Source organism: Xanthomonas sp. LF02-5 (assembly GCF_034105325.1).
GTDB classification, from domain to species: domain Bacteria; phylum Pseudomonadota; class Gammaproteobacteria; order Xanthomonadales; family Xanthomonadaceae; genus Xanthomonas_A; species Xanthomonas_A sontii.
This window is the reverse complement of the sequence record NZ_JAXGGF010000002.1, coordinates 232,131-256,570: the sequence shown is the minus strand read 5'-3', so window position 1 is coordinate 256,570 and position 24,440 is coordinate 232,131. Positions and strand designations below refer to the sequence as shown.

At 68.4% G+C, this 24,440-nt stretch carries 24 protein-coding genes and 2 pseudogenes; 8 read left to right on the top strand and 18 right to left on the bottom strand.

What is annotated here, in order from left to right; translation table 11 throughout:
* Positions 1-20: 20 nt before the first annotated feature.
* The 5 genes from pcaH to pcaC all read left to right on the top strand — a co-directional run bounded on the left by pcaH (position 21) and on the right by pcaC (position 4,044).
* Entirely contained in the window at positions 21-740 is a 720-nt protein-coding gene (pcaH, locus tag SLW52_RS07180) for a protocatechuate 3,4-dioxygenase subunit beta (RefSeq protein WP_209231246.1), read from the top strand.
* A gap of 4 nt (positions 741-744) precedes the next feature.
* Positions 745-1,302, top strand: coding sequence for a protocatechuate 3,4-dioxygenase subunit alpha (gene pcaG / locus SLW52_RS07175; protein ID WP_320739853.1), 558 nt, complete (start codon positions 745-747; stop codon positions 1,300-1,302).
* Positions 1,303-1,368: 66 nt separating this feature from the next.
* Positions 1,369-2,721: a 3-carboxy-cis,cis-muconate cycloisomerase gene (locus SLW52_RS07170; protein WP_320739852.1), complete on the top strand. Its 1,353-nt coding sequence runs from the start codon at positions 1,369-1,371 to the stop codon at positions 2,719-2,721.
* 112 nt (positions 2,722-2,833) lie between these two features.
* Positions 2,834-3,613, top strand: a complete 780-nt coding sequence (gene pcaD / locus SLW52_RS07165; protein ID WP_267101533.1) for a 3-oxoadipate enol-lactonase — start codon at positions 2,834-2,836, stop codon at positions 3,611-3,613.
* Positions 3,614-3,651: 38 nt separating this feature from the next.
* On the top strand, positions 3,652-4,044 hold the full coding sequence (pcaC, locus tag SLW52_RS07160) for a 4-carboxymuconolactone decarboxylase (protein ID WP_320739851.1): 393 nt from the start codon (positions 3,652-3,654) through the stop codon (positions 4,042-4,044).
* Positions 4,045-4,283: 239 nt separating this feature from the next.
* Here the strand turns inward: pcaC and SLW52_RS07155 are convergent, their stop codons facing one another.
* The 3 genes from SLW52_RS07155 to SLW52_RS07145 form a co-directional block, all read right to left on the bottom strand.
* Positions 4,284-5,153, bottom strand: a complete 870-nt coding sequence (locus tag SLW52_RS07155; protein ID WP_279361883.1) for an IclR family transcriptional regulator C-terminal domain-containing protein — start codon at positions 5,151-5,153, stop codon at positions 4,284-4,286.
* A gap of 603 nt (positions 5,154-5,756) precedes the next feature.
* Entirely contained in the window at positions 5,757-6,794 is a 1,038-nt protein-coding gene (locus SLW52_RS07150; protein ID WP_320739850.1) for an NADP-dependent oxidoreductase, read from the bottom strand.
* Positions 6,791-7,750 carry an aldo/keto reductase gene (locus SLW52_RS07145; protein WP_320739848.1) on the bottom strand — a complete coding sequence of 320 codons (960 nt, stop codon included), beginning with the start codon at positions 7,748-7,750 and terminating at the stop codon, positions 6,791-6,793. Before SLW52_RS07145 ends, SLW52_RS07150 begins: the two co-directional genes overlap by 4 nt.
* A 175-nt stretch (positions 7,751-7,925) precedes the next feature.
* On the opposite strand from SLW52_RS07145, the gene SLW52_RS07140 reads away from it, so the two are divergent.
* On the top strand, positions 7,926-8,783 hold the full coding sequence (locus SLW52_RS07140; protein WP_043094171.1) for a class I SAM-dependent methyltransferase: 858 nt from the start codon (positions 7,926-7,928) through the stop codon (positions 8,781-8,783).
* Between the two features lie 85 nt (positions 8,784-8,868).
* Entirely contained in the window at positions 8,869-9,405 is a 537-nt protein-coding gene (locus tag SLW52_RS07135; protein WP_320739847.1) for a pseudouridine synthase, read from the top strand.
* A gap of 193 nt (positions 9,406-9,598) precedes the next feature.
* Here SLW52_RS07135 and SLW52_RS07130 read toward each other — a convergent pair whose 3' ends face one another.
* From SLW52_RS07130 to SLW52_RS07115, 4 genes and pseudogenes are all read right to left on the bottom strand, one after another.
* A complete protein-coding gene (locus SLW52_RS07130; protein ID WP_017908157.1) occupies positions 9,599-10,009 on the bottom strand; it encodes a hypothetical protein in 411 nt (136 codons plus the stop codon).
* A 122-nt stretch (positions 10,010-10,131) separates the two neighbouring features.
* Complete coding sequence (locus tag SLW52_RS07125; protein WP_267124196.1) at positions 10,132-11,031, bottom strand: hypothetical protein; 900 nt, start codon at positions 11,029-11,031, stop codon at positions 10,132-10,134.
* A gap of 225 nt (positions 11,032-11,256) precedes the next feature.
* Positions 11,257-13,035 (bottom strand): annotated as a pseudogene (gene hrpB / locus SLW52_RS07120) (ATP-dependent helicase HrpB); the annotation flags it as partial.
* Positions 13,036-13,188: 153 nt separating this feature from the next.
* Positions 13,189-13,893 (bottom strand): annotated as a pseudogene (locus tag SLW52_RS07115) (DEAD/DEAH box helicase); the annotation flags it as partial.
* A gap of 97 nt (positions 13,894-13,990) precedes the next feature.
* On the opposite strand from SLW52_RS07115, the gene SLW52_RS07110 reads away from it, so the two are divergent.
* Positions 13,991-14,788 (top strand): TatD family hydrolase, encoded by a 798-nt coding sequence (locus SLW52_RS07110; protein WP_320739845.1) that lies wholly within the window; start codon positions 13,991-13,993, stop codon positions 14,786-14,788.
* Between the two features lie 344 nt (positions 14,789-15,132).
* Here the strand turns inward: SLW52_RS07110 and SLW52_RS07105 are convergent, their stop codons facing one another.
* The 11 genes from SLW52_RS07105 to SLW52_RS07055 form a co-directional block, all read right to left on the bottom strand.
* Positions 15,133-15,678 (bottom strand): hypothetical protein, encoded by a 546-nt coding sequence (locus tag SLW52_RS07105; protein ID WP_320739843.1) that lies wholly within the window; start codon positions 15,676-15,678, stop codon positions 15,133-15,135.
* A gap of 137 nt (positions 15,679-15,815) precedes the next feature.
* Complete coding sequence (gene panE, locus SLW52_RS07100; protein WP_320739841.1) at positions 15,816-16,760, bottom strand: 2-dehydropantoate 2-reductase; 945 nt, start codon at positions 16,758-16,760, stop codon at positions 15,816-15,818.
* Between the two features lie 28 nt (positions 16,761-16,788).
* The gene (locus SLW52_RS07095) at positions 16,789-17,439 is read right to left on the bottom strand and encodes a hypothetical protein (RefSeq protein WP_320739840.1); all 651 of its coding nucleotides are present in this window, start codon (positions 17,437-17,439) and stop codon (positions 16,789-16,791) included.
* The gene (locus SLW52_RS07090; protein WP_150410811.1) at positions 17,429-18,109 is read right to left on the bottom strand and encodes a TadE family protein; all 681 of its coding nucleotides are present in this window, start codon (positions 18,107-18,109) and stop codon (positions 17,429-17,431) included. Before SLW52_RS07090 ends, SLW52_RS07095 begins: the two co-directional genes overlap by 11 nt.
* Positions 18,106-18,468, bottom strand: a complete 363-nt coding sequence (locus SLW52_RS07085) for a DUF192 domain-containing protein (protein ID WP_267113946.1) — start codon at positions 18,466-18,468, stop codon at positions 18,106-18,108. Before SLW52_RS07085 ends, SLW52_RS07090 begins: the two co-directional genes overlap by 4 nt.
* A gap of 29 nt (positions 18,469-18,497) precedes the next feature.
* A complete protein-coding gene (locus SLW52_RS07080) occupies positions 18,498-19,463 on the bottom strand; it encodes a type II secretion system F family protein (protein ID WP_320740076.1) in 966 nt (321 codons plus the stop codon).
* Positions 19,385-20,281: a type II secretion system F family protein gene (locus SLW52_RS07075; protein ID WP_320739838.1), complete on the bottom strand. Its 897-nt coding sequence runs from the start codon at positions 20,279-20,281 to the stop codon at positions 19,385-19,387. Before SLW52_RS07075 ends, SLW52_RS07080 begins: the two co-directional genes overlap by 79 nt.
* Entirely contained in the window at positions 20,229-21,956 is a 1,728-nt protein-coding gene (locus SLW52_RS07070; protein ID WP_082028831.1) for an ATPase, T2SS/T4P/T4SS family, read from the bottom strand. The genes SLW52_RS07075 and SLW52_RS07070 overlap by 53 nt, the downstream gene beginning before the upstream one ends.
* A 25-nt stretch (positions 21,957-21,981) precedes the next feature.
* Positions 21,982-23,415 carry a pilus assembly protein N-terminal domain-containing protein gene (locus SLW52_RS07065; protein ID WP_320744236.1) on the bottom strand — a complete coding sequence of 478 codons (1,434 nt, stop codon included), beginning with the start codon at positions 23,413-23,415 and terminating at the stop codon, positions 21,982-21,984.
* Between the two features lie 57 nt (positions 23,416-23,472).
* Positions 23,473-24,252, bottom strand: a complete 780-nt coding sequence (gene cpaB / locus SLW52_RS07060; protein WP_043094195.1) for a Flp pilus assembly protein CpaB — start codon at positions 24,250-24,252, stop codon at positions 23,473-23,475.
* Positions 24,249-24,434, bottom strand: a complete 186-nt coding sequence (locus SLW52_RS07055; RefSeq protein WP_052250845.1) for a hypothetical protein — start codon at positions 24,432-24,434, stop codon at positions 24,249-24,251. The genes cpaB and SLW52_RS07055 overlap by 4 nt, the downstream gene beginning before the upstream one ends.
* Positions 24,435-24,440 lie beyond the last annotated feature (6 nt).

The window sequence follows — 24,440 nt, the reverse complement described above, 5'->3', positions numbered from 1 at the left end:
GGAGCCAGCGAGACCGCACGATGCGCGACGACACCCCCATCGATCCCCTGCTCGGCTATCGCCGCCCGTACCCCGGGACGCAGCCGGCTTACCTGCACCCGCCCTACGCCTCCACCGGCGCGCGCGGCCCGACCCGCGATCCGATCGCGATCCCGCTGACCCTGTCCGAAGCGACCGGCCCGACCCTGGACCGCACCACCCTCGGCGAACACGCCGCCGATCTCACCGCCGGCTTCCCCGGTGCGCCGCTGGGCGAGCGCATCATCGTCAGCGGGCGCCTGCTCGACGAGAACGGCAAGCCGGTGCGCAACAGCGTGGTCGAGGTGTGGCAGTGCAACGCCGCCGGCCGCTACCTGCACGCCGGCGACCAGCACGACGCGCCGCTGGATCCCAACTTCATCGGCACCGGCCAAGTGCTGACCGACGACCACGGCCGCTACCGCTTCACCACCATCAAGCCCGGCGCCTATCCGTGGCGCAACCACTACAACGCCTGGCGCCCGGCGCACATCCATTTCTCGCTGCACGGCGACGGCATCGGCCAGCGCCTGGTCACGCAGATGTATTTCCCCGGCGACCCGCTGCTGGCGTTCGACCCGATCTTCAACTGCGTGGAGGATCCCAAGGCGCGCGAGCGCATGGTCTCCGCGTTCGACTGGGAGACCACCGCCAACGAGTTCGCGCTGGGCTACCGTTTCGACATCGTCCTGCGCGGACGCAAGCAGACCCCTTGGGAGTGAGGCGATGAGTTTCCAGGCAACCCCTTCGCAGACGGTGGGCCCCTATTACCGGATCGGGCTGGAGCCGCTGTACCGCACCGAGATCGCGCCGGCGCAGGCGCAGGGCACCCACGTGGAGATCGCCGGCAGCGTATTCGACGGCAACGGCGCACCGGTCGGCGATGCGCTGCTGGAGATCTGGCAGGCCGATGCCGCCGGCATCTACGACCATGCCGCCGATCCGCGCCGCGGCGAACACGATCCCGCCTTCCACGGCTGGGGCCGGGTACCGACCGACGCGCAGGGCCGCTTCGCCTTCCGCACGGTCAAGCCCGGGCGCGTCGCCGGGCCCAAGGGCCTGCAGGCGCCGCACCTGGTGGTGTTGGTGTTCATGCGTGGCCTGCTGCGCGCCGCACCGACCCGGCTGTATTTCGGCGACGACGACCTGGAGGGCGACGCGATCCTGGCGCAGGTGCCGGCCGAGCGCCGCTCGACCCTGATCGCGCAACCGCTGGCGCCCAACCGCTACCAGTGGGACGTGCGCATGCAGGGCGAGCACGAGACCGTGTTCTTCCGCTACTGAGCGCAGCGACATCCCGCACAGGCTGCAGCGGTTACGCTGCATGATCTCTCCACCGCCTACGAACCGATGAGCGTCTCCGAGTCCCTGTTGCGTCCGCTGTTCGGCGATCCGGCCGTCGATGCGCTGTTCGACGACCGCGCGCGCCTGCAGGCCATGCTCGACGTGGAAGCGGCGCTGGCGCGCGCGCAGGCACGCTGCGGCGTGATCCCTGCCGACGCAGCGGCGCCGATCGCCGCCGCCTGCGATGCCGCGCGCTACGACCTGCCGGCGCTTGCCGCCGCCACCGCATTGGCCGGCAATCCGGCGATTCCGCTGGTCAAGGCGCTCACCGCGCAGGTCGCCGCCGCCGATGAAGACGCCGCGCGCTGGGTGCACTGGGGCGCGACCAGTCAGGACATCATCGACAGTGGCGCGGTGCTGCAGCTGCGCGCCGCGCTCGACCATGTGGAAGCGCAACTCGACGCGCTGTGCACGGCGCTGGCGGCATTGGCGCAGCGCGAGCGCGACACCGGGCTGCCCGGGCGCACCCTGTTGCAGCAGGCGGTGCCGGTGACCTTCGGGCTGAAGGCCGCGGGTTGGCTGGACGCGCTGCAGCGCAGCCGCCGACGCCTGCAGGCGCTGCGCGAGGATGCGTTGGTGCTGCAGTTCGGCGGTGCCGCCGGCACCCTGGCTGCGCTGCAGTCGCAGGGCCTGGCCGTGGCCGAGGCGTTGGCCGAGGAATTGCGGCTGCCGTTGCCGGCGCTGCCCTGGCACGCGGCGCGCGACCGGATCGGCGAGATCGGCGCGGCGTTCGCGCTGCTCGCCGGCAGCCTTGGCAAGATCGGCCGCGACGTCGCCCTGCTGATGCAGTCGGAAGTGGCCGAGGCGTTCGAGCCCGCCGCGGCGGGCAAGGGCGGCTCCTCGGCGATGCCGCACAAGCGCAATCCGGTCGGCTGCGTGGTCGCGATCGCCGCGGCCACGCGCGCGCCGGGCTTGCTGGCGACCTTGTTCGCGGCGCTGCCGCAGGAACACGAGCGCGCCGTCGGCGGCTGGCATGCCGAATGGGAAACCTTGCCGGAACTGGTGCGCCTGAGCGCCGGCAGCCTCGCCCAGGTGCGCGTGCTGGTCGAGGGCCTGGAACTGGACCGCGCGCGCATGGCCGCGCATCTGGACAGCCATGGCGGCCTGCTCTACGCCGAGGCGGTGGCGGTGACCCTGGCTGCGCACCTGGGCAAGGCCGCCGCGCATGCGCTGGTGGAAACCGCGGTGCGTCGTGCGCTGGCCACGCAGCAGCATTTGCGCGTGGTGCTGGCCGAGGAACCGCAGGTGACCGCGGTGCTGGCGCCGGCGCAACTGGATGCGCTGTTCGCCAGCGACAGCTGGCGCGGCATGGCGACGGTGTGGATCGAGCGCGTGCTCGCCGCGCAGGCGCGCGCGTGAGCCGTCGCGCCGTGCCCGTCTGCCGCAGCGTCGGCGCCACGTTCTAGACTTGCCGGTGCCGCGCGGTTCCATGCCGCGACGGCCCCTTCCACTTTCCCTGCGAGCGCCGCCCATGCCCATCCTCGACCTGCCCACGCATCGTCTGCATTACCGCATCGACGGCAGCGAAGGCCGTCCGTGGCTGACCCTGTGCAACTCGCTCGGCACCGACCTGCACATGTGGGACGCGCAGATCGCCGCGCTGTCGCCGCACTTCCGCGTGCTGCGCTACGACCGTCGCGGCCATGGCGCGTCCACCACCCCGCCGGCGCCCTATGCCATCGCCGACCTCGGCGGCGACGTGGTGGCGCTCTGGGATGCGCTGTCGATCGAGCGCAGCCATTTCTGCGGCCTGTCGATCGGTGGGCTGACCGGACAGTGGCTGGGCCTGCACGCGGGCGAGCGCCTGCTCAGCCTCACCCTGTGCGCCACCGCAGCCAAAATCGGCAGCGCCGAGAGCTGGCAGGCGCGCATCGAGCAGGTGCGCGCCGAAGGCCTGGCGCCGCTGTGCGAAGGCACCCGCACGCGCTGGTTCACCCCGGCCTTCGCCGAAGCGCAGCCGGCGACCGTCGAGGCGATCCTGGACAGCTTCCGCGCCACCGATGCGCAGGCCTACATCGGCTGCTGCCAGGCGCTGGCCGAGGCCGACTTCCGCGCGCGCCTGGGCGAGATCGGCGTGCCGGTGCTGGCCGTGGCCGGGCACGACGATCCGGTGTGTCCGCCGGCCGATCTGCAGGTCATCGCCGCGCAGGTGGCGCAGGGCGAGGAGGCCGAGGTGCACGGCCGCCACCTGTGCAACGTCGAGTCGCCGCACGCCTTCAACGACGCGCTGCTGCGCTTCCTGCTGCAGTAGTCAGCGCCCGCTTTTCCCACCTTTCAGGAGTCGCCCCGATGGACGAGAACGAACGCTACGCCGCCGGCCTGCAGGTGCGCCGCGCGGTGCTCGGCGATGCCCACGTCGACCGCTCGCTGGCCGCGCGCACGCCGTTCACCAAGGAATTCCAGGAGTTCATCACCCGTACCGCCTGGGGCACGGTGTGGACCCGCGAGGGCCTGCCGCGGCACACGCGCTCGCTGCTGACCCTGGCGATGATGGTGGCACGCGGCCACGACGAAGAATTCAAGCTGCACGTGCGCGCCGCGCGCAACAACGGCGTCAACGCCGACGAAATCAAGGAAGTGCTGCTGCAGGCGGCGATCTATTGCGGCGTGCCTGCGGCCAACCACGCCTTCGCCCTGGCCGCGCCGATCCTGGCCGAGCAGGCCGCCGAAGGGACGGATTGAGCCCGGCGCCGCTGTTGCGGCTCGGCTGGGAATGATCGTGACACGCGGTCCGCTGCACCGAGCGCCGCGAACGACACGATGCGACGCGTGGCTGACACGTTGCGTTGCTTCGGCAGATGCGTGGTATCGGCCAGATCGCGGCGCGTGCCGGACCCTCACCCCAACCCCTCTCCCGGGGGGAGAGGGGCTTATCCCTTGTTTCGTCGGAGGGAAAGGTGCCCCGCAGGGGCGGATGCGGGTCAGTCCAGCACCCGACTCAACTGCTGCGCCGCATGCCGCAGCGCCGGCAGCACCGTGCTCTGCAGGCTGCCCAGGGTCATCCGCGCCACAGAGCTGCCGACGTTGAGCGCGGCGACCACGCGGTCCTGGCGGTTGCGCACCGGCACCGCCACCGAGCGCAGGCCGATCTCCAGTTCCTGGTCCACCACCGCGTAGCCGTCGCGCTGCACGCGCTCGAGCAGGGCCTGGAACTGCGCGCGGTCGGTGACGGTGCGTTCGGTGCGCGGGCGCAGCGGATTGCGCTCCAGATAGCTGTTCAAGGTGTCGCCCGGCTGCGCCGCCAGCAGTACCCGGCCCATCGAGGTGCAGTACGCCGGCAGGCGGCTGCCGGCGCGCAGGCCGATCGACATGATCCGCACGGTTTCCGCACGCGCCACGTACAGCAGGTCGTCGCCATCGAGCACGCCCAGCGAGCAGGACTCGTGCAGGGTGTCGCGCAGCGCGTCCAGCACCGGCTGCGCCGCCACCGACAGCGCGGCGGTGGACAGGTAGCCGCTGCCGATGCCCAGCGCGCGCGGCAGCAGCACGTAGCCGCGGCCGTGGGTGCCGGCGTAGCCGAGCTTCTCCAGCGTGTACAGCACGCGCCGCACCGCCGCGCGCGGAATGCCGGTATCGGCGCTGAGCTGGGCCATGCTGACGTCGCGGCTGTGCTGGCCGAAGGCGCTGAGCACGGCCAGACCGCGTGCCAGCGAGGTCATGAAGTTCGGATCGCCTTCGCATTCGCCGATGCGCCGCATCAGCTCCGCGGCCAGGCCGCGCTCCGGCGGGGTGGGGGCGGTGACGGCACGCGCGGTGCGGCGTGCGCGAGGGGGACGCGGGGACTCGGACATGGAAGCGGCGGCGGCGGCGATGCGTCCGATGGTAGTGGCTGCGCCTGCGGGCGTCGATGCCGCGGAAGCAGGTGGGCGCGGCGGCAGCCGCTCCTGCGGTTCTTTTTCGTCCGACACGCAAATCTCAAGCGAAAGCAAAGGCTTTCGCCCTTACGGGCGAGTTACTTTTCTTTGCTCGCGCAAAGAAAAGTAACCAAAAGAAAGCGCGCCCTGCCTTGCGCCCTCCGCGCTGCGCCCTCCGCGCTGCGCGCTCCGGGTCCGCGTCCATCACGGGGATCCGCGGAAGGGGCATCCTGCCCCTGCCGCGGACGGCGTACATCCATGTACGCCGCCCTTCGGGTGTTTCCCCGCGCTGGCCGCTGCTTCGGAAGGGAACCCGGTAAGTCAAAAACAAGGGCAAAAGCAACAGCCGAAACCAAGCGATCGCGACTCCTACAGCGACTCGCGATGATCGGTGTCCGGGCGGGATGTGGGGAGGGACTCTTGTCCCTTTTTGTGGGATCAGTCCCGACTGATTCCGAGGTAGATCGTCCGTCTACTCCGTTCGTCGTGGTCGCATGACAGTCGACTCCCACAGACGAACCAGCCTAGGGCCTTGCGGCCTCAGTCGCCCAGCCGCACCACCAGCTTGCCGAAGTTGCCGCCGCTCAGCATGTCGATGAAGGCCTGTGGTGCGTTTTCCAGACCGTCCACCACGTGCTCGCGGTAGCGTACGCGGCCGTCGGCCAGCCAGGCGCCCATCTCGCGCAGGAACTCCGGGTACAGCTTGACGAAGTCGCCGACGATGAAGCCGCGCAGGGTCAGGCGCTGGCGCAGCACCTGGCCCATCAGTGCCGGCATCCGGTCCGGCCCCGGTGGCAAGGCGCCGTTGGCGTTGTAGGTGGCGATGGTGCCGCACACCGGCACCCGCGCGAAATCGTTGAGCAGCGGCAGCACCGCATCGAACACGTGGCCGCCGACGTTCTCGAAGTACACGTCGATGCCGTCGGCCGCGGCGGCGCGCAACTGCTCGGCGAAGTCCTTGGCGCGGTGGTCCAGGGCCACGTCCACGCCCAGTTCCTCGCGCAGGTAGCGGCACTTATCCTCACCGCCAGCGATGGCGATCACCTTCGCCCCGCGCAGTTTGGCGATCTGCGCCACGGTGGCGCCGACCGGGCCGGTGGCCGCGGCGACCGCGACGGTCTCGCCCGGCTGCGGCTTGCCGATCTCGTGCAGGCCGGCGTAGGCGGTGAAGCCGGGCATGCCGTACACGCCCAGCGCGGTGCTCGGCGGCAGCGGCGAGTTGGGGTCGAGCTTGCGCCGCAGGCTGGCGCCGTCGACGACCAGATGGGTCTGCCAGCCGCCGTTCTGCACCAGCACCAGATCGCCCGGCGCATGGTCGGGGGAATTGGAGTGCAGTACCTCGGCCACGGTGCTGCCGACCATGGTCTCGCCCAGTTGCACCGGCGGCGCGTAGGACGGCGCATCGCTCATGCGCCCGCGCATGTACGGGTCCAGCGACAGCCAGCGGTTGCGCAGCAGCACCTGGCCGGGGCCGGGTGGCGCCAGCGGCGCCTGTTCGGTGCGGAAGTTGTCGGTGCCCGGTGCGCCCTGCGGACGCGAGGCGAGGACGATGCGGGTGGTGTGGGTGGGGGCGGTCATGCGGTTTCCTCGCTTGCGGTATTCAATTGCGCGATGTCCTCGGCCGACAGCTGCAGGCGTGCGGCGGCGAGCAGGTCCTGCAGCTGCTCCAGGCTGGTCGCGCTGGCGATCGGCGCGACGATGCCGGGCCGCGCCATCAACCAGGCCAGCGCCACCTGCGTGGGCGCGGCGCCATGCTTGCCGGCGATGTCGTCGAGCGCGGCGAGGATGCGCAGGCCGCGCGCGTTGAGATAGCGCGCGACCACGCTGGCGCCGCGCGCCTGGCTCTTGCCCGCGTCTTCGGCCTGACGGTACTTGCCGCTGAGGAAGCCGCTGGCCAGCGCGTAGTAGCACAGCACGCCCAGGCCTTGTTCGCGCACCAGCGGCTCCAGCTCGGCCTCATAGCCGGCGCGGTCGTACAGGTTGTACTCCGGCTGCAGCGTCTCGTAGCGGGGCAGGCCATATTGCGCGGAGACGTTCAGCGCCTCGCGCAGGCGCGCGGCGCTGTAGTTGGAAGCACCGATGGCGCGCACCTTGCCCTGTTCGATCAACCGCCCGAACGCCGCCAGCGTGGCTTCCAGCGGCACCGAATCGTCGTCTGCGTGCGCCTGGTACAGATCGATGACGTCGGTCTGCAGGCGCTGCAGCGAGTCCTCCGCGGCGGCGGCGATGGTGTCGGCCGACAGGCCCGGGCGTTCGGCCCACTTGCCGACCTTGGTCGCGATCAGCACCTTGTCGCGCTTGCCGCTGCGCTTGAGCCACTGTCCGATCAGCGTTTCCGATTCGCCGCCGCGATTGCCGGGGACCCAGGCCGAGTAGATGTCGGCGGTGTCGACGAGATTGCAGCCGGCCTCGACGAAGGCATCGAGCAGGGCGAAGGAGGTCTTGGCGTCGGCGCTCCAGCCGAACACGTTGCCGCCGAACGCCAGCGGTGCCGCATGCAGGCCGGAGCGGCCGAGTTCGCGCGTGTGCAGCATGGAAAACGCTCCACTGTGGGGAAAGGCGACAGGATAGTCGCCGGGGGTCGAAGGATCGGCCAATGCTCGCGAAAACAGCGTTCCGCCGGCGTGATTCGCGCTAACGGGAGCGCAACATTCGGGCTTGTCGGGCCGCATGCTAGGCTCGCCCCACCTCCTCTTGCGGATGCCTGCCATGACGCTTCGAACCTCGCTCGCCTGCGCCTGTACTCTGGCCGTCGCCACCGCCTTGCTCGCCCCTGCCGCGCAAGCGATCAAGCCTGCCGACACCGCGACGCTGCCGGCGCCGGACGCGTCCCTGCAGGCGGCGATCAACGGTAGCTGGCGCGACCGCGCCAACGTCGCCCGCGACGCTTACCGCCATCCCGGCCAGACCCTGGCGTTCTTCGGCATCAAGCCGACCCAGACGGTGATCGAGGTCACCCCGGGCGGCGGCTGGTATGCGGAGATCTTGGCGCCGTACCTGCGCGAGCACGGCCAGTACATCGCTGCGGTGGTGGATCCGACCGCCGTGCCGGAAGGGCGCGGCCGCGACTACCAGCAGAAGGCGCGCGCCGGCCTGGAGCAGAAGTTCGCCGCGGCGCCGGCGCAGTACGACCACGCGCGCATCGTCGCGTATGCGCCGAACGCACCGGTGTTCGGCCCGCCCGGCTCGGCCGATCTGGTGCTGACCTTCCGCAACGTGCACAACTGGCGCATGGCCGGCCAGGCCGAGGGCATGTTCAAGGGCTTCTACAACGTGCTCAAGCCCGGCGGCGTGCTCGGCGTGGTCGAGCACCGCGCCAAGGCCGACGTGCCGGCCGACGACAAGAGCGGCTATGTCGGTCAGGCGCAGGTGATCGCCATGGCCGAGGCCGCCGGCTTCAAGCTGGCCGGCAAGAGCGAGCTCAACGCCAATCCGCGCGACACCAAGGATTATCCGGGGGGCGTATGGACATTGCCGCCGAGCAACCAGCACGAGGCCGCCGATGATGCAAAGTACCAGGCGATCGGCGAGAGCGACCGGATGACCCTGAAATTCGTCAAGCGCTGAGCCGGCGCACGAGCGGCGCGGCGCGGACGCATGGGACAATGCCTGCGCCGCGCCGTGCGGCGCAGGCCCGCCGCCGTTCCCGTCGATGCTGATCGCCTTCAACAAGCCCTTCAACGTGCTGTGCCAGTTCACCGACCGCAGCACGCCGCCGCGGCGCACCCTGGCCGAGTTCGGCCTGCCCGCCGACGTGTATGCGGCCGGACGCCTGGACTACGACAGCGAGGGCTTGCTGCTGCTGACCGACGATGGCGCATTGGCGCACTGTCTTACCGATCCCCGGCACAAGCAGCCCAAGACCTACTGGGTGCAGGTGGAAGGCGCGCCGCAACCGGAGCAGGTGCAGCGCCTGCGCGACGGCGTGCTGTTGAACGACGGCCCGACCGCGCGGGCCGAGGTGACGTTGCTGGACGCGCCGCCATCGCTGTGGCCGCGCGATCCCCCGGTGCGCTTCCGCAAGAGCGTGCCCGATGCCTGGTTGCAGGTCGTGCTGCGCGAAGGCCGCAATCGCCAGGTGCGGCGGATGACGGCCGCGGTCGGCCTGCCGACCCTGCGCCTGGTGCGTGCGGCGATGGGCGCGCACCGTCTGGACGGGTTGGCGCCGGGGGCCTGGCGCGCGCTGTAGTGCGTGTTGTGCCGAATGACGCGTAGGAGCGGCGTCAGTCGCGACCGGAGCGCATCGGTAACGCCTCGGTCGCGGCTGAAGCCGCTCCTGCGCTGGAAAGGTAGAGGCGCGGCGAACCATAAAAAAGCGACCGGGATGTCTCCCGGTCGCTGCGTTTCATGCGGCGGCTGCCGTCAGCGGCAGTGCGCGGATCTCACTCTTCGGTGGCGTCCTGCGCTGCGGCATTGCGGCGCGTGCCGCGGGTGCTGGCGGCGCTGCGGCGCGCACCCACGTTGCCGCGCTTGTTGGCCGCTTCGATGCGCTGCGCATTGCCTTCGATCGGCGCGCCCTTGTCGCGCTGGCGCTTGCGGTAGATGGCGTAGCCGAGCAGACCCACACCCACGGCGGCAGCGGCGATCGCGATGGCCGGGTTGCGGCGCACGGCGGTGCGCGCGACCTTGGAGCCGGTCTTCACTGCACCCATCGCTGCGCCCGCCTTGAGCGCGCCCATCGCCTTGCCCGACTGCAACCACTTGTTCGCCTGCGGGCCGAAGTGCTTGAGGCTGTCGCCGGCGTGGCTGGCGAGATCCAGGGCGCGATCGGTGATGATGGTCAGCTTGCTCATGGGCGTCCCCTACTGGCAGGAATGAAGGGTTGCAGTGTCGCCCGCCTACCGTATACGGGGCGTTAGCGAGGCGCCGTGGATTCGTCTGCCGGCTGAATGAATGGGGCGCGGTGGCGAGGCGTCTACCCTGAGGCTCCTGCATCGACGAGCAGGCTGACCGGGAAGAAAGTCAATTCCTTCCGTGAGGCGGCCGCCGCCGATAGCGCGATCTCCAGATCTTCCTGGAAATGCTCCAATGCTTCGAGCACGCTGGAGGACTTCATCGCTTTAAGCGACGCCTGGAGTTGGATGCGTCCCAGCTCCACGAAGGCCTCCGTTCCGATGTCCAGGAGATGCGTGTGCCGAATCGTGTTCTGGTGTAGTCCGAATTCGCCGAGCGTCTCGTTGCCGGCGAATTGCCAGAGCCTCTCCACTCCCGGCTGATGCCGGGCTACGAAGGAGCGATCCCCGGCACTGGCAACGAATCCACCCTGCAGCCTGGCGTTTTTCAGATCGTCCAGACGGGGCAGGGGACCTTGGTAATCGAAGAAGACGATCGAGTAACGGGAGATCTTGCTTCCGACGTACTCGATTCCCACGCAGAGAAAGGCGCCGAACAGTCCCCCGCCCAGCGCGAAGGCATAGGCTTGGTCTTCCCGAAAGATGCCTTCAATCGGTTTCGGTTCGGCGACGGCGTGCGGCTTGCCGAGTTTCTTGAAAAGTGCCTGGAGCTGCGTCTTGCGCTTCTTCCCCTCACTGGCGCCGAAAAGACCTACCCAGTCCTTTTCATTAAAGAGGCTCCAGACTTTCGTTTCCAGGTCCGCTACGTCGGACGCGGACAGCAGGCCCGACTCCCAATAGGCGAGCGCGGTGCTGGTGAGATAGAGTTCGTTGTCGAGGTCGTCGAATTTCTTGCGAGGCAACAGCGGGAAGGCCTTCCTGATGGCAGTGCCCGGTTGCCCGGCTTGAACGGCCGCGAGCACGGCCGCATAAGCATCGTGTGCCAAGTCGCCATCGAGGATTTTCACGCCGTCCAGAGCCATGCGCGCGTCGCCTTGTGTGATGTGCCGGCGTTGTCGTGAAACCGGCGATTTCCCGGACAGGAAGAACCAACACGATGCTGCCGGGGCCAACGGACTGGGCTGTCGCGGCGTGATGCCAGAACGCCGCGGCGCCTTGGAAATCTCTGCCAGCGCAACATACGCAACGCGGGTGAAAGGCACAATGCGCCGCGCCGCGAGAGGGTGCGCCCGGACCTCGATGCGCGCTCAGGTGCCACGCGGCTTGGCGCGATGGCTGGCGGTGGCGGTCCAGGGGTCGTCCGGCCACGGGTGGCGCGGGTAGCGACCCTTCATTTCCTTCTTCACTTCCGGATAGGTGCTGGACCAGAAGTTGCGCAGGTCCTGGGTGACCTGCAGCGGCCGCCCGCCGGGCGAGAGCAGGTGCAGCAGCAGCGGCACGCGGCCGTCGGCGATGCGCGGGGTGTCGGCCAGGCCGAACAGCTCCTGCAGCTTGACCGCCAGCACCGGCGGCTGCGGTTGCCCGGCATGGTCCAGGCTGTAGTCGATGCGCCGTTCCATGCCCGAGGGCACCGCGATGCGCACCGGGGCATGGCGGTCGATGGCCTGGCGGCTGTCCCACGGCAGCCGCGCCTTCAGCGCCTCGCCCAGCTCGTCCTCGCTCAGCGCATCGAGCCGGGTCTTGCCGGCGAAGGCCGGGCGCAGCCAGTCGTCGAGGCTGGCCAGCAGCGCGGCATCGCCCAGGTCCGGCAGCTCCAGTTCCGGCATCCACTGGCGCAGTCCCGCCACCCGTGCGCGCCATTGCGACAGGTTCTCGCTCCAGGGCAGCGCCTGCAGCCCCAATTCGCGCACCGCGTCGGTCAGCGCCGCGGCTGCCTGCGCCGGCTCGACCCGGCCGGCGGGGCGGCTGTCGAGCACGATGCGATCGAAACGAGTTTCGCGCAGCGCCGTGAGCGCGCGCCGTTCCGGGTCCCAACGCACCACGTCTTCCTGTGCGAAGCGCTGCGGAAACTGCGCGCGCAGGTAGCGCTCGTCCACCGGCGCGGCGCGCAGCAGCAGCGCGTCCTTGGCCTCGTGGCGCAGCTCGGTGGCGACCAGCCAGGGCTCGCCGCGCAGGTCGCTGTTGTCGAACAAGCGCACGCTGCGGCCATTGGCCAGCTGGTAGCGCAGCGGATCGCTGGGGTGACGCGTGCCGATGCGGTCGGGAAAGGCGTGCGCCAGCAGATCGCCGAGTTCGTGCGCCTCCACGCTGTCCGGCGCGGCGGCGTCGCTGCGCAGGCGCCGTCGCCACTGCTTGGCGGCGGCATCGATCGCCGCCAGCGCGCTGCGGTTGGCTTCGTGCGGCACGCGGCCGCGGCGAAATGCGGCCAGGGCGCGCCAGCGCGCGGCCAGCGCATCGCCGCCCTGGCGCAGCGGGTCGCGCGCTTCGATCAGCGCGGCGAGGTCGCAGGCTAGTGCCTGTGCGCGCGCATCGCCAGCGGCTAGGAGCATCGCAGCCAGCCGCGGATGCGTGCCCAGCGCGAGCATGCGCCGGCCGCTGGTGGTGATGGCACCACTCTCGGCGAGTGCGCCGAGCCGCTGCAGCAGCTCGCGGGCTGCGGCGAGTGCGCCGGCCGGCGGCGGATCGACGAAGCGCAGGCCATCGCTGCCCCAGGCGGCCAGTTCCAGCGCCAGCCCGGCCAGTTCCACCTGCAGGATCTCGGCGCGGCGTTGCGCCTCCAGGCGTTGCGATTGCGGCCACAGCCGGTAGGTCCAGCCGCTGGCGACACGGCCGGCGCGGCCGGCGCGCTGGTCGGCCGAGGCCTGGGCGATGGCGGTCACGTCCAGTCGCGAGAAGCCGCTGTTGGGATCGTAGTGCGGCTCGCGCGCCAGCCCGGCGTCGATCACCACGCGCACCCCGGGCAGTGTCACCGAGGACTCGGCGACGTTGGTCGCCAGCACCACGCGCCGCCGCCCCTGCGGATCCGGCTGCAGCACCTTGCTCTGCTGTTCCACCGGCAACTCGCCATGCAGCGGCAGGACCTCCACTCCGCTCCCTTCTCCCCCCGGGAGAAGGTGGCGCGCAGCGCCGGATGAGGGTACGCCGGATGAGGGTACGCCGGAGGCGGTGCCGGCTGGAGTAGAGCCGGACGCGGCACCTGCTGGAGCAACACCCGCCGCACCACCGCCAACCCCCGCCGCTTCCAGCGCCGCCTGCACCCGCCCGATCTCGCGCTGCCCGGGCAGGAACACCAGCACATCGCCCGGATGCTGCTGCAGCGCGTGCTCGACCGCGCGCCGGGTCTGCGCCTCCAGCGATTCCTCGCGTCGCGCGGGAAAGTGCGCGATCTCCACCGGGAAGCTGCGCCCGGCGCTGGACAGTCGCGGCGCGTCGAGGAACTGCGCCAGGCGCTCGCCGTCCAGGGTTGCCGACATCACCACGATGCGCAGGTCTTCCCGCACCTGCGCCTGCACGTCCAGCGCCAGCGCCAGGCCCAGGTCCGCGGCCAGGTGGCGCTCGTGGAACTCGTCGAACAGCAGCGCGCCGACGCCCTCAAGCATCGGGTCGTCCTGCAGCATGCGGGTCAGGATGCCCTCGGTGACCACCTCGATGCGGGTACGCGCGGACACCTTGTTCTCGAAGCGGATGCGGTAGCCCACGGTTTCGCCCGGCGTCTCGCCGCGCTGCCGGGCCATGAAGGCGGCGGCGCTGCGCGCGGCGACCCGGCGCGGTTCCAGCATCACGATGCGCCGGCCCTGCAGCCAGGGCGCGTCGAGCAGCGCCGGCGGCACCTGGGTGGTCTTGCCGGCGCCGGGCGGGGCTTCCAGCACCAGGCGCGGATGGGCGGCGAGACTGTCGCGCAGTTGCGGCAGCAGCGGATCGATCGGAAACACGGCGGACGTCATCGGCAAAGGATACGTGGCCGCCGCGCCGCCGGGGAGCGGCGACAGGCGCGTGGCCCGTACAATTGGCTGCTGTCCCGGCTGATTCTCGCGCAACCGCATGACCCTGATCGACATCGGCGCCAACCTCACCCACGAGTCCTTCGACCGCGACCGCGACGCGGTATTGCAGCGCGCCCGCGCCGCCGGTGTCGCGCAACTGGTGGTCACCGGCGCCAGCCGCGAGCACTCGCCGTTGGCGCTGCAATTGGCGCAGCAGCATCCGGGCGTGCTGTACGCCACCGCCGGCGTGCATCCCCACCACGCAGTGGAGTACACCGCCGAGTGCGACGCCGAACTGCGCGCGCTGCATGCGCATGCCGAAGTGGTGGCGGTGGGCGAGTGCGGCCTGGACTACTTCCGCGACTTCTCGCCGCGGCCGGCGCAGCACCGCGCCTTCGAGCGGCAGTTGCAGCTGGCGGTGGACAGCGGCAAGCCGCTGTTCCTGCACCAGCGCGACGCCCATGCCGACTTCATGGCGCTGATGCGCCAGTTCGACGGCAAGCTCGGCCCGGCGGTGGTGCACTGCTTCACCGGCAGCCGCGAGGAACTGTTCGATTACCTCGACCGCGACTGGTACATCGGCATCACCGGCTGGCTGTGCGACGAGCGCCGCGGCGCGCATCTGCGCGAGCTGGTGAAGCACATTCCCGCCGAGCGGCTGATGATCGAGACCGATGCGCCGTACCTGCTGCCACGCACGCTCAAGCCGACGCCGAAGGACCGCCGCAACGAACCGGCGTTCCTGGCGCACATCGTCGAGGAGCTGGCGCGCGACCGTGGTGAGGAGGTGGCCACGGTCGCCGCGGCCAGCACTGCTGCCGCGCGGACATTCTTCCGTTTGCCGATGCCGGGCTGAGTACGTCGACGCGGCGGGTTTCGTGTTTGGGGATTCGTGATTGGGGATTGGGGATGCGTAAAGGCGCGCTTGGCTGTACGCGTCTTTTGTGGGAGCGGCTTCAGCCGCGACCGGGCAACGCATCGCGGCGGATGGTCCGTTGCCCATACCGCTCCTCCACGCGAACGTGCTGGCCGATGTGCCGCTGGAGAGCCTGGACGCAGTGGGTTGGCATTTTCTTGTGGGAGGGACTTCAGTCCCGACGCCTGACGGTGTCAGTCGGCGTTGGGCTTCCATTCTTCGCGGCTGAAGCCGCTCCTACGTGGGTAACGTGAGTCGGCGTGCCCGGGTGGCGCCCACCCGCCTCAATCGACCTGCGCGTCCTCGCGCTTGGCTTCGGCCATGGCTTCCGGCTCCAGTTCCTCGGCGCTGCGGTTGAGCTTGACGAACACGCCCCAGGCGACCAGCAGCAGCGCCGCGCACAGGCCCACGGCAGACGCGTAAGGCAGCTTGGACGGATCGTCGTGCATCAGTTCGAAGATCGACACCAGGGTCTCGATCGCCAGGGCGATGACGATGACCACGAAGAACCGCGACAGATAGCGACGCACCCGGGTCGGTCCGCTGACCTTGACGTCGCGCTGCACCTCTTCCTCGTAGATGGTCTGGCCCAGTTCCAGGGTCACCAGCGCCACGGTGAGCAGTCCGATCGCTTCCAGCACCACGTTGAAGCGGTCGCGCACCACCAGTTCGCCGCCCGGGGTCAGGCCGTGCCACAGCTCGAGCACGGCCATGCAGATCAGCCCGGCCGCGCACAGCAGGAACAGCAGGATGATGAGGAAATGCCCGCCGCGGAACAGTTTTTCCATGTGCGTGCCCGCTCGCTGGCCCCCTGTGTGGTGGGCGAGCATAGGCGCCAGGCGCGTCAGCGGCGCGCGAAGATGCAGGGCCGCCCTCGGGGCGGCTTGGCAACTACCCCGGAACACCACGGCAGGAGTGCGCAGGGCAGGGGCACGCTGCGCGCGGCACCGGCGTCCCGCGGCAACCCTCAGCGCGCGGGCAGACCGGCCTGGTACGCCTGCAGATGGCAGTACGCCGCCATCAGCAGCGGCGCGTCCTGCCCGGCGGCGCGGGCGCGGACCAGCATGTCCCCGACGATCTGCTGCGCCTCCACCTGCTGCCCGGCTTCCAGGTCGCGCAGCATCGACGCCTTCATCGGCGAGCCTGGTTGCGTCAGCAGGTGCAGCGCACTGGCCTGCGCTTCCTCCGGCACCGGTTCGCCGGCCGCCGCGGCCACCGCCGTGCACTCGGCATACAGGCCGCGCACCAGCGTCACCCCATCGTCGCTGGCGACGATACGCCCGATCGGCGCACGCATCAGGCAGGTGGCCGCAGCCAGCGCGGTGAGGAAGGTGTACTTGATCCATTGCTCCTGCGCGATCCGCGGCGTGGCCAGATGGTCCACGTCGGCTCGCGCGCAGGCCTCCGCCAGGGCGCGCACGCGCGCGCTGTCTGCACCGCGGCCGTCGCGCTCGCCGAAGGTCAGCGAGGCCGGCTTGGCCAGGTGCTGGATCGCGCCGTCGGCGTCGAGCACCGCGCTGATGAAACACAGCCCACCGATGACACGCTCCGCACCGAAGCGCGCATCCAGCGCCCGGTAGTGGCGCAGGCCGTTGAGGATCGGCAACACACTGGTGCCGTCGTGGACCGCCGGTGCCACAGCGTCCAGCGAACTTTCCAGGTCGTAGGCCTTGCAGCTCAGCAGCACCAGATCGAACGGCCGCGCCTGCGCCGCGCTGTGCAGCGTCTCGGCGGTGAGCGTGCCCACCGCGATCGCCGCGTCGCCGCGCGGGCTGCGGATGCGCAACCCATCGCGTTGCAGGCGTGCGGCCCGTGGTGGTCGCACCAGAAAGCTGACATCGACGCCGGCCTGGGCCAGGCGTCCGCCGAAATAACCGCCGGTCGCGCCGGCTCCGAGAATCAGGATACGCATGAGACGTTGATAGAAAAGGGATAGGCGCTCAGTGCAGCGGCCTGGAGCCGTCCGGTGTACGCAGGCCCTCTGGGGGCGTCACTACCTCGGCAGGAACGGCTTCGAAACTTACCGCATCTACGCGCAGGCTGCGCTCCTCGCGGCGGTTGCCGACCTTGCCGCGATAGCCGAGCAGCAGGCCGCTGCGGTCTAGCCATAGCGTACCGGAGGTCGTGCCGTCAGGGCCTTGCGCGGCGTCGTAGCGCCACCCCGTAGCCAAACGGCCGGCGATGAATTCCCCGGGCGCCGGCGCGCAGCGACCGCCAATCCTGGCGCAAGGATCGGCGGGATCGTACCAATAGGGGCCGCTGGCGTCGGCGATCGGCAGGCGATAGTCCCCGGAGTGGCTGACGAGCCAGCCGCGGCCGCGGGTCCCTGGGTTGATCAGATAGGCATCGGGCGACTGCGTACCGACGAAGTCGATGCGGATGGCATCGCCACGCAAACGTACCTCGACCAGGGCGGCGTCGCCTGCCTGTTTCGGACCCAGCGGACCCACGCCATAGGCGCGTGCCTGAAGGCGCGCCTGCAACGGCTCCGCTGCTTCGCTCTGCTCCTGCGCAGCTGCATCTCTGGGATGGGTTGTCGCAGCGATCAGCAAGCTAGCCAGCAACACCAAGATCGGTCGTTCAATGGTCAAGATTGCCAGCTTCGTAGATAGGGGATTGCATGCGTACCACCGCATAGGATTCGATCGGCAGGCGGCGATGGCCGCTGATTGGCTCTTCGAACAGCATGGAGGCAGGCGTATAGCTTTCGCCCCCGCTGACCAGATCCGACAGGCCGACGATGACGCGGTCGACGAAGGGCACGATCAACGGCATGTTGTAGGTAACCTTGATCTTGAGGATGTTGGCATCCTGCACATTGACCTGGCTGCCGCCGACGTTGGCGTTGCGGAACGCCAGGCTGTCGTTGGGCAGCGCGTAGCGGCCGTCGTACTGGCGTTCGCGGAACTCGTTGTAGGCGGCCCGGGTCGGTGCAATGACCTCGATTTTGGAAAACAGCTGCACTTCTGTGTAACGGATCTTCTGCTTTGTCAGCATGACGTTGGCGATGTCAGGCGATTGAGCGAACAGCGGCGTCAATCCGCCCGCCAATGCGTCTGCCATGTCATTCTTTCTGACGCCGTTGACCGCTCCAGCCCGGGCTGCCTGAAAAGCGGCATAGTCCAGCACTGTCTTGGTACGGTAGATCAGCACGAACTGGAAGATCACCAGGACCAGGAAGAGGAAAGTCGGGACGACGACGCAGAACTCGATCAGGGATTGACCACGCTGATGTCGCGGCGAATGTCGGAGTACGGTCACGAACGGTCTCCTGCGGGAGCGACGATGCCTGTGGCGATGGGAGATTCCGCGGGCAACCACGCCAGATGCTCGCCGCGGACGGGTTGCAACGCCTGCAGCGTACCGGGTGGCAGTTCGAGTGTGGCGTGGGCGTGCAGGCACAGGGCGCCACGCCAGGGACGCACACGCTCGCGCCAGTCCAGGACGCGGCCACCGCGATCGAAGAACAGCAGATCGAGCGGGTACGTCATGGCCAGGGTGTGCACGCTGTTGCACGGCTCGATCAGCAGGCCTTCGCCCGGCTGCAGCGCTGCGCGCCCAAGCAGGCCGCGCAGTCGCAACCACCACGTGTCAGCGCGCCATACGCTGTGCAGCAGCACCTGTCCCTCGCGTCGGAGCGTGCCGCACCTCACAGGATCCCCTGCTGCTTCATCTGCAAGTAGATGAAGTACGCCAGCACCACGAAAATCAACGGAAAGAAGAACAGCACCAGCGGCAGCATCATCTTGACCGGTGCTTCCAGCGCCAGCTTCTCCGCACGCAGGAAGCGCTCTTCGCGCCTTTGCATGGCTTGCGAGCGCAGGGTTTCGCTGAGGCTGGCACCGACCCGATCGGCCTGGATCAGGGCACTGGTGAAGTTGGAGATCTGCGAGATATCCATGCGGTCGGCCATGCGGCGCAGCGCTTCGGCACGCGGCAGTCCGGCGCGCAGATCGCGCAGCATGCGCGAGAACTCCTGCGCCAACGGGCCGGGCGGCCCCTTTTGCACCGATTGCTCGATCGCGCCGGTGATGTTGAGGCCCGCCTCCACCGCCATGGTGATGAAATCCAGGAATGTCGGCAGGTCGCGGACCACATGTTTGCTACGCTGCTTGCGTCGTTCGCCCAGCCACAGCGTCGGATACATCCATCCCAGCGGGATGCCGAACAGCAAACACATGCAAAACGCGCCGACGCTGAGCTTGCCGAGCAGCATCACGACGACGATGAAGACCACGCTGACCGTGCCGGCAGCGACGATGCGGGTCCCGTAGAGCTCTTCGGGGGTCAGCACGAAATCCTGGCCTGCCGACTGCAGGCTGCGGTGGGCACGTTCCAATTGCGAGGACTTGAGGCGCGGTCCGACCACATGCGTGGCAGCCGTGACCAGGGGCCACAGCATGCGCAGGACCGACGGCAGCGGATCCTGATAGTTGCGGTCGTCCTGCGGTACCGCCTGCAACATGCCGCGCAGCGCGAACAGCACCAGGCCGACGGCGGTGACGGCCAGCACGGCGACAAGGGCAAGCATCCAGTTCATATATCGATCGTCATGATTTTGCGGCACATGCGATAGCCCAGATACTCCAGCACGCACATCAGGGCGATGACGCACCAACCAAGCAGCGTATGGAACATCGGGTTCATGGTTTCCGGGTAGAACAGCACCAGGAAGCCGACCAGTCCAGCTGGCAGCATCGCCATTACGATGCCCTGCAGGCGGCCCTGCGCAGTCAGCGCCTTGACCTTGCCTTCCATGATCAGCTTGCGGCGCAGGGTTTCGGCCAACGTGGACAGGCTTTCGGCGAGGTTGCCGCCGACCTCGCGCGAAATGCTGACGGCAGCCACGAACAGCTTCACGTCGGGAATGGGAACGCGGTTGGCGAAGTTTTCCAGTGCCTCGTCGGTCCGCACGCCCATGTGCTGCTCGCGCAGCACCAGGGCCAGTTCCTGCGCGAGCGGGGGCTGGCCGTCATGCGCCAGCGCCTCCAGCGCAGGGTTGAAGCCGACGCCGGCGCGCAGGCTGCCGGACATCATCAGCAGGCTGTCCGGCAATTGCTGCTGGATCTGGTCGAGGCGGCGCTGCTTGAGCCACAGATACACCTTGCGCGGCGCGATCGCCAACACGATCACGGCCACGACCGGCAGCAGCAGGTTGCCGCTGAGCACCCACAGCAACAGCGGAATCAACAGCAGTACGACGCCGTTGGCGACGAAGAGCATCTGCGGATCGACGAACAGAAACATGTCCGCGAGGTTCAGGCGCGCCTGGTCGACGAAGCGCTCGTGGTAGCGCTGCATGAAGTTCGCGCTGGCCCGAACCAGCATCAGTCCGGAGACCGTGACGCAACTGAAGGCCAGCAGCGCGACGAGCCAGATATTATCCATTGCCCTGGCCGCCGTTGCGGAAGATCGACAGGTCGACCGAAACACCGCGCTCTGCCAGCTCCTCGTAGAACTCCGGCACTGCGCCGGTTGCGATGAACTCGCCGCTGACTTTGCCATCGCGGCCGCTGTTGGACCTGGCCTTGAACAGGAAAACGTCCTGCAACTGGATCGTGCCGCTCTCGACGCCGGTGATTTCGGTGATATGACTGACTTTGCGTGAACCACAGGGGAAACGCTTCTGATGCACGATGAGGTCGACGGCAGAGGAAATCTGCTCGCGGACCACGGTCATCGGCAGTTCCATGCCGGCCATCATCACCATGACTTCCAGGCGCGATAGCGCCTCTCGCGGATTGTTGGCATGCGCAGTGGTTAGCGAGCCTTCGTGACCGGTATTCATCGCCTGCAACATGTCCAGCGCTTCGCCGCCGCGACACTCGCCGACCACGATACGGTCAGGGCGCATGCGCAGCGCATTACGCACCAAGTCGCGAATAGAGATATGTCCTTTGCCTTCCATGTTCGGCGGCCGCGCTTCCAGCGCGACCAGGTTGGGCTGGACCAGTTTCAGTTCCGCCGCATCCTCGATGGTCACGATGCGGTCGGTGTCGGGAATGAAGTTGGACAGGATGTTGAGCAGGGTGGTCTTGCCGGATCCGGTGCCGCCGGTGACGACGATATTGCGCCGTTCGCGCACGGCCATGGTCAGGAATTCCAGCATCGGCGCATTGAGCGAGCCGAAGTCGATCAGATCCTTGCCTTCCAGCTTGCGCTTGGCGAACTTTCGGATGCTGATGCTGGGCCCGCGCAGGGCGATCGGAGGAATGATCGCGTTGACACGGGAGCCGTCCTTCAGGCGCGCGTCGACCATCGGTGAGCTTTCGTCGATACGCCGGCCGAGCGGCGTGACGATGCGTTCGATTGCCGAAAGGACCGCACGATCGCTGGTAAAGCAGACCGCGGACTGCTCGATGCGGCCAGCGCGCTCGATGAAGATCTGATCGTAGGCGTTGACCATGATTTCGGTCACCGTATTGTCCTCGATCAGGTCCTCCAGTGGCCCCAGGCCGATCGCCTCGTCCAGCACCTCCTTGGCCAGGCGCCGCCGATTGACGGTCTTGGGCAGGTCGGCGAACTCCCGCTCCAGGACGTCGTCGATCAGGCTGATGGTGGTCGCGCGCAAGGTGTCATCGCCCATGCTGCGCACATCCAGGCGTCGCAGATCCATCTGCTTGACCAGCGCGGCATGCACTTTTGCGCGGTAGACCGCGATGTCCGGTGGCAGATCCTGTGGTCGCGCCAGCTGCCGCTGCTGCTCAGGCTCGGCGATCGGCTGATTGGCCGCCGCAGCGACGTGCTCATTGATCGGTGACGCTGGCGCATTGAAGGCGCTGGCGTCCTGCCTCGGCGTCGGTGCCGACTCGGGTTCGTCACCCACCACTTGGAGACGATAGTCGCCGATCTGCACCAGGTCGCGGCTGCTCAGCGGGCCACGGCTGCCGGTCACCTTCTCACCGTTGACCAGGACGGACGCCCGGCCACCGAGCGTCTCGATGAAGATACCGTTGTCCTCTCGCTTCAGCGCCGCATGCTGCTGCGCGATGCTCCAGCCTTGCAGGACCACCAGATTGCCGTCGCCGCGGCCGATGCCGCATTCGCGATGCAGACAGCGGACGTGGCGCCGGTCGCGGTTGGGAGTGTCGATCAAGATGTTGAACATGGCGTCTGTCTACGAGTCGTGGCGATTACTGGACGTAGTCCTTGCTGCGCTTGGGCATCGCCTCCTTGCCGCGCTCCTGGATGCGACGCCCACGTTCCAGGCCTTCCTGGTTTTCTGCCGAATCGGGGGTGAGGATGCGCGGGGTCACGAACATCACCAGTTCGGTCCGATTGCCGCGGAAGCCATCGGAGCGGAACAGCTTGCCCAGAATCGGAATCTCGCCCAACAGGGGAAGCTTCTTGGCGTCCTGCTGCGCGCTGGAATCGATCAGGCCGGAAATCACGATGGTCTCGCCCGCCTTGACGTTGAGTTCCGATTCGGTGCGACGCGTGGTGAAGCCGGGCACGCCCTGCACTGTCACGGTGGGATCGACCCGGCTGACTTCCGCGAGCAGGCGGGTGGAGATCTCCTGGTTGCCGTTTACCAGGGGCTCGATGTCCAGCTTGATGCCGTACTCCTTGAAGTCCACGGTCACCTGGCCGAATCCCTGCGGGATCGGAATCGGCACCTCGCCGCCGACCAGGAACTTGGCCTGGCCGCCGCTGCGCGCACTGAGCTGCGGCGACGCGAGCAGGAACGCCTTGCCCTTGTTCATCAGCAGGTTGATTGCCGAGCCGATCTGGGTGGCGATGCCGAAGAAGGCCTGGGTACCGGGCACGCGATTGGGCAGAACCACGCCCGCGGCCGGGGTGCCCGGTGGATTGATCCGGTAGTAATCGTTTGTGGTGAAGTCCTTCAGCAGGCCGCCGACCGGCCCCTGAATCACGTTATCCCATTGGATGCCCAGTTCTTCGAGGGCGTTGCTGTCGAACTCCATGATCTTCACGTCCATCAGCACCATCGGACGCATCCCCACCGGGTCGGCGGAGGTAAAGTCGAGCACGCTCGGGTAGAGCTTCATCAGCGCCTCGATACGCTTGGCCACGCCAGGGTTGATGTCCTGGCCGGTGATGACCACCCGATCCGCGACAGCGTGCACGCCCAGGTTGGGCACGTCCGCGAGCAAGGCGCGAATGGTCTCCACCGTGGCGCCGGCGTTGCCGTCCATGACTTCGACCGGCACATCGATCTGGCGCCCGTCCTGCAGCCACAGATGCACGCTGGTCGCGCCCGGCTTCTGCCCGATGATGACCAGTTCACGCTTGCCGATGTTGGTCACCTGGACCAGTTCGCCGTTGCCGACGGCCACACGCTTCAGTGCCTGCGGCAGGCTGTGCACGGCGGCCTGACCCGCATAGATCCTCGCGCGCTCGGGCAGCGGCGTGACCTGGGCATTGCCCGCAGCACGCTGATAGGCAGGGTTGGGCACAGGGGTGGGAAAACTGCCACTCATCGGCACGGGCGACTGATTGCCCGTCGGCTGGGGTTGTGGCTGGGTCCTGGTATCTGGCGCGACCCTGACCGGCACCGGCACGAGGCCGGATTGCTGTTGCGCCTGGACGTCGCTGTTCATGGTCATGGTCGCTGCGGCGAGCATGGGAAGGAAAGAAACACTCCATGTAGTCCTGCGCATGCGTCAGCCTTTGCCTCCGATGATGAATTCCACGCCGCTGCTACCACCGGGCTTGGCGGTGCCGAGCAACTCTTTCTGGGTCATGCCGTTGAGTCCGAACGAGTTGCGGTCCTCGACCTGGCGCAGCATCACCCGCATCGCACCGGCCTTGGCCGCCACCGTCAGGCGCTCTGCCTGCTGCGGGCTCAGTTCCAGGGTGATGTTGGAGAAACCTTGTTGATCTTCCTGCGCGGGCGTATCGCCGACCCGGTTGCCAGTCGCCAGGACGTTGATGTTTTCCAGCAGCGGGATGACACGCGAGCCGGCGTTTTCCTGTTCCACCGTCAGCAAGATGTCGACATGGTCGCCCGGGGCAATCATCCCGGAGATCGAATTGGTCTCGTCCACCGGCAGCGTGTAACCGACATTGCCGGGTCTGATCACGCGCGAGAACTGGTCGTACAGCGGCACCAGCGCGCTGGCCCCCAGCGGTGCACCCTGGCGGACGGGCGCGCGCAGCACGCGCCCGCTGAACTGGTCCACGTTCTCCGGGGTCACCGCATCGGCGGGCTGCAGGTCGGCAGGCACCTCGCGGACGGCCAGATCGGATGTGGTGACGACCGTACCCGGCGCCATATCGGATTTGGGCACGGCCACCGCGACGGTCTGGCCAACGTCTTTGGTGCGCGCGGCCACTGCGCTCTGCACGTAGCGCACTGCGACGAAGGCCGCCAGGGCACCGAGGCCCAGAGCGACCACGATGAAGAGCAGATTGCGGTTCGGCTTGAATGCGGGGGCCTTCATAGCCACCCCAGCGACAGCGCATAGGTGAAGCTGGCATATGCCTTGCGCAGCGAATCGATCAGCTCCAGGATGATGTTGGGCTGCGCCACGAGCACGATGACCGCCAGCATAGTGACGATGCTGTACTCGATCAGGGCCGCGCCGCGTTGGTGCCGGGCGGAGGGCGGGAAGGCAGATCTCACGGCGTT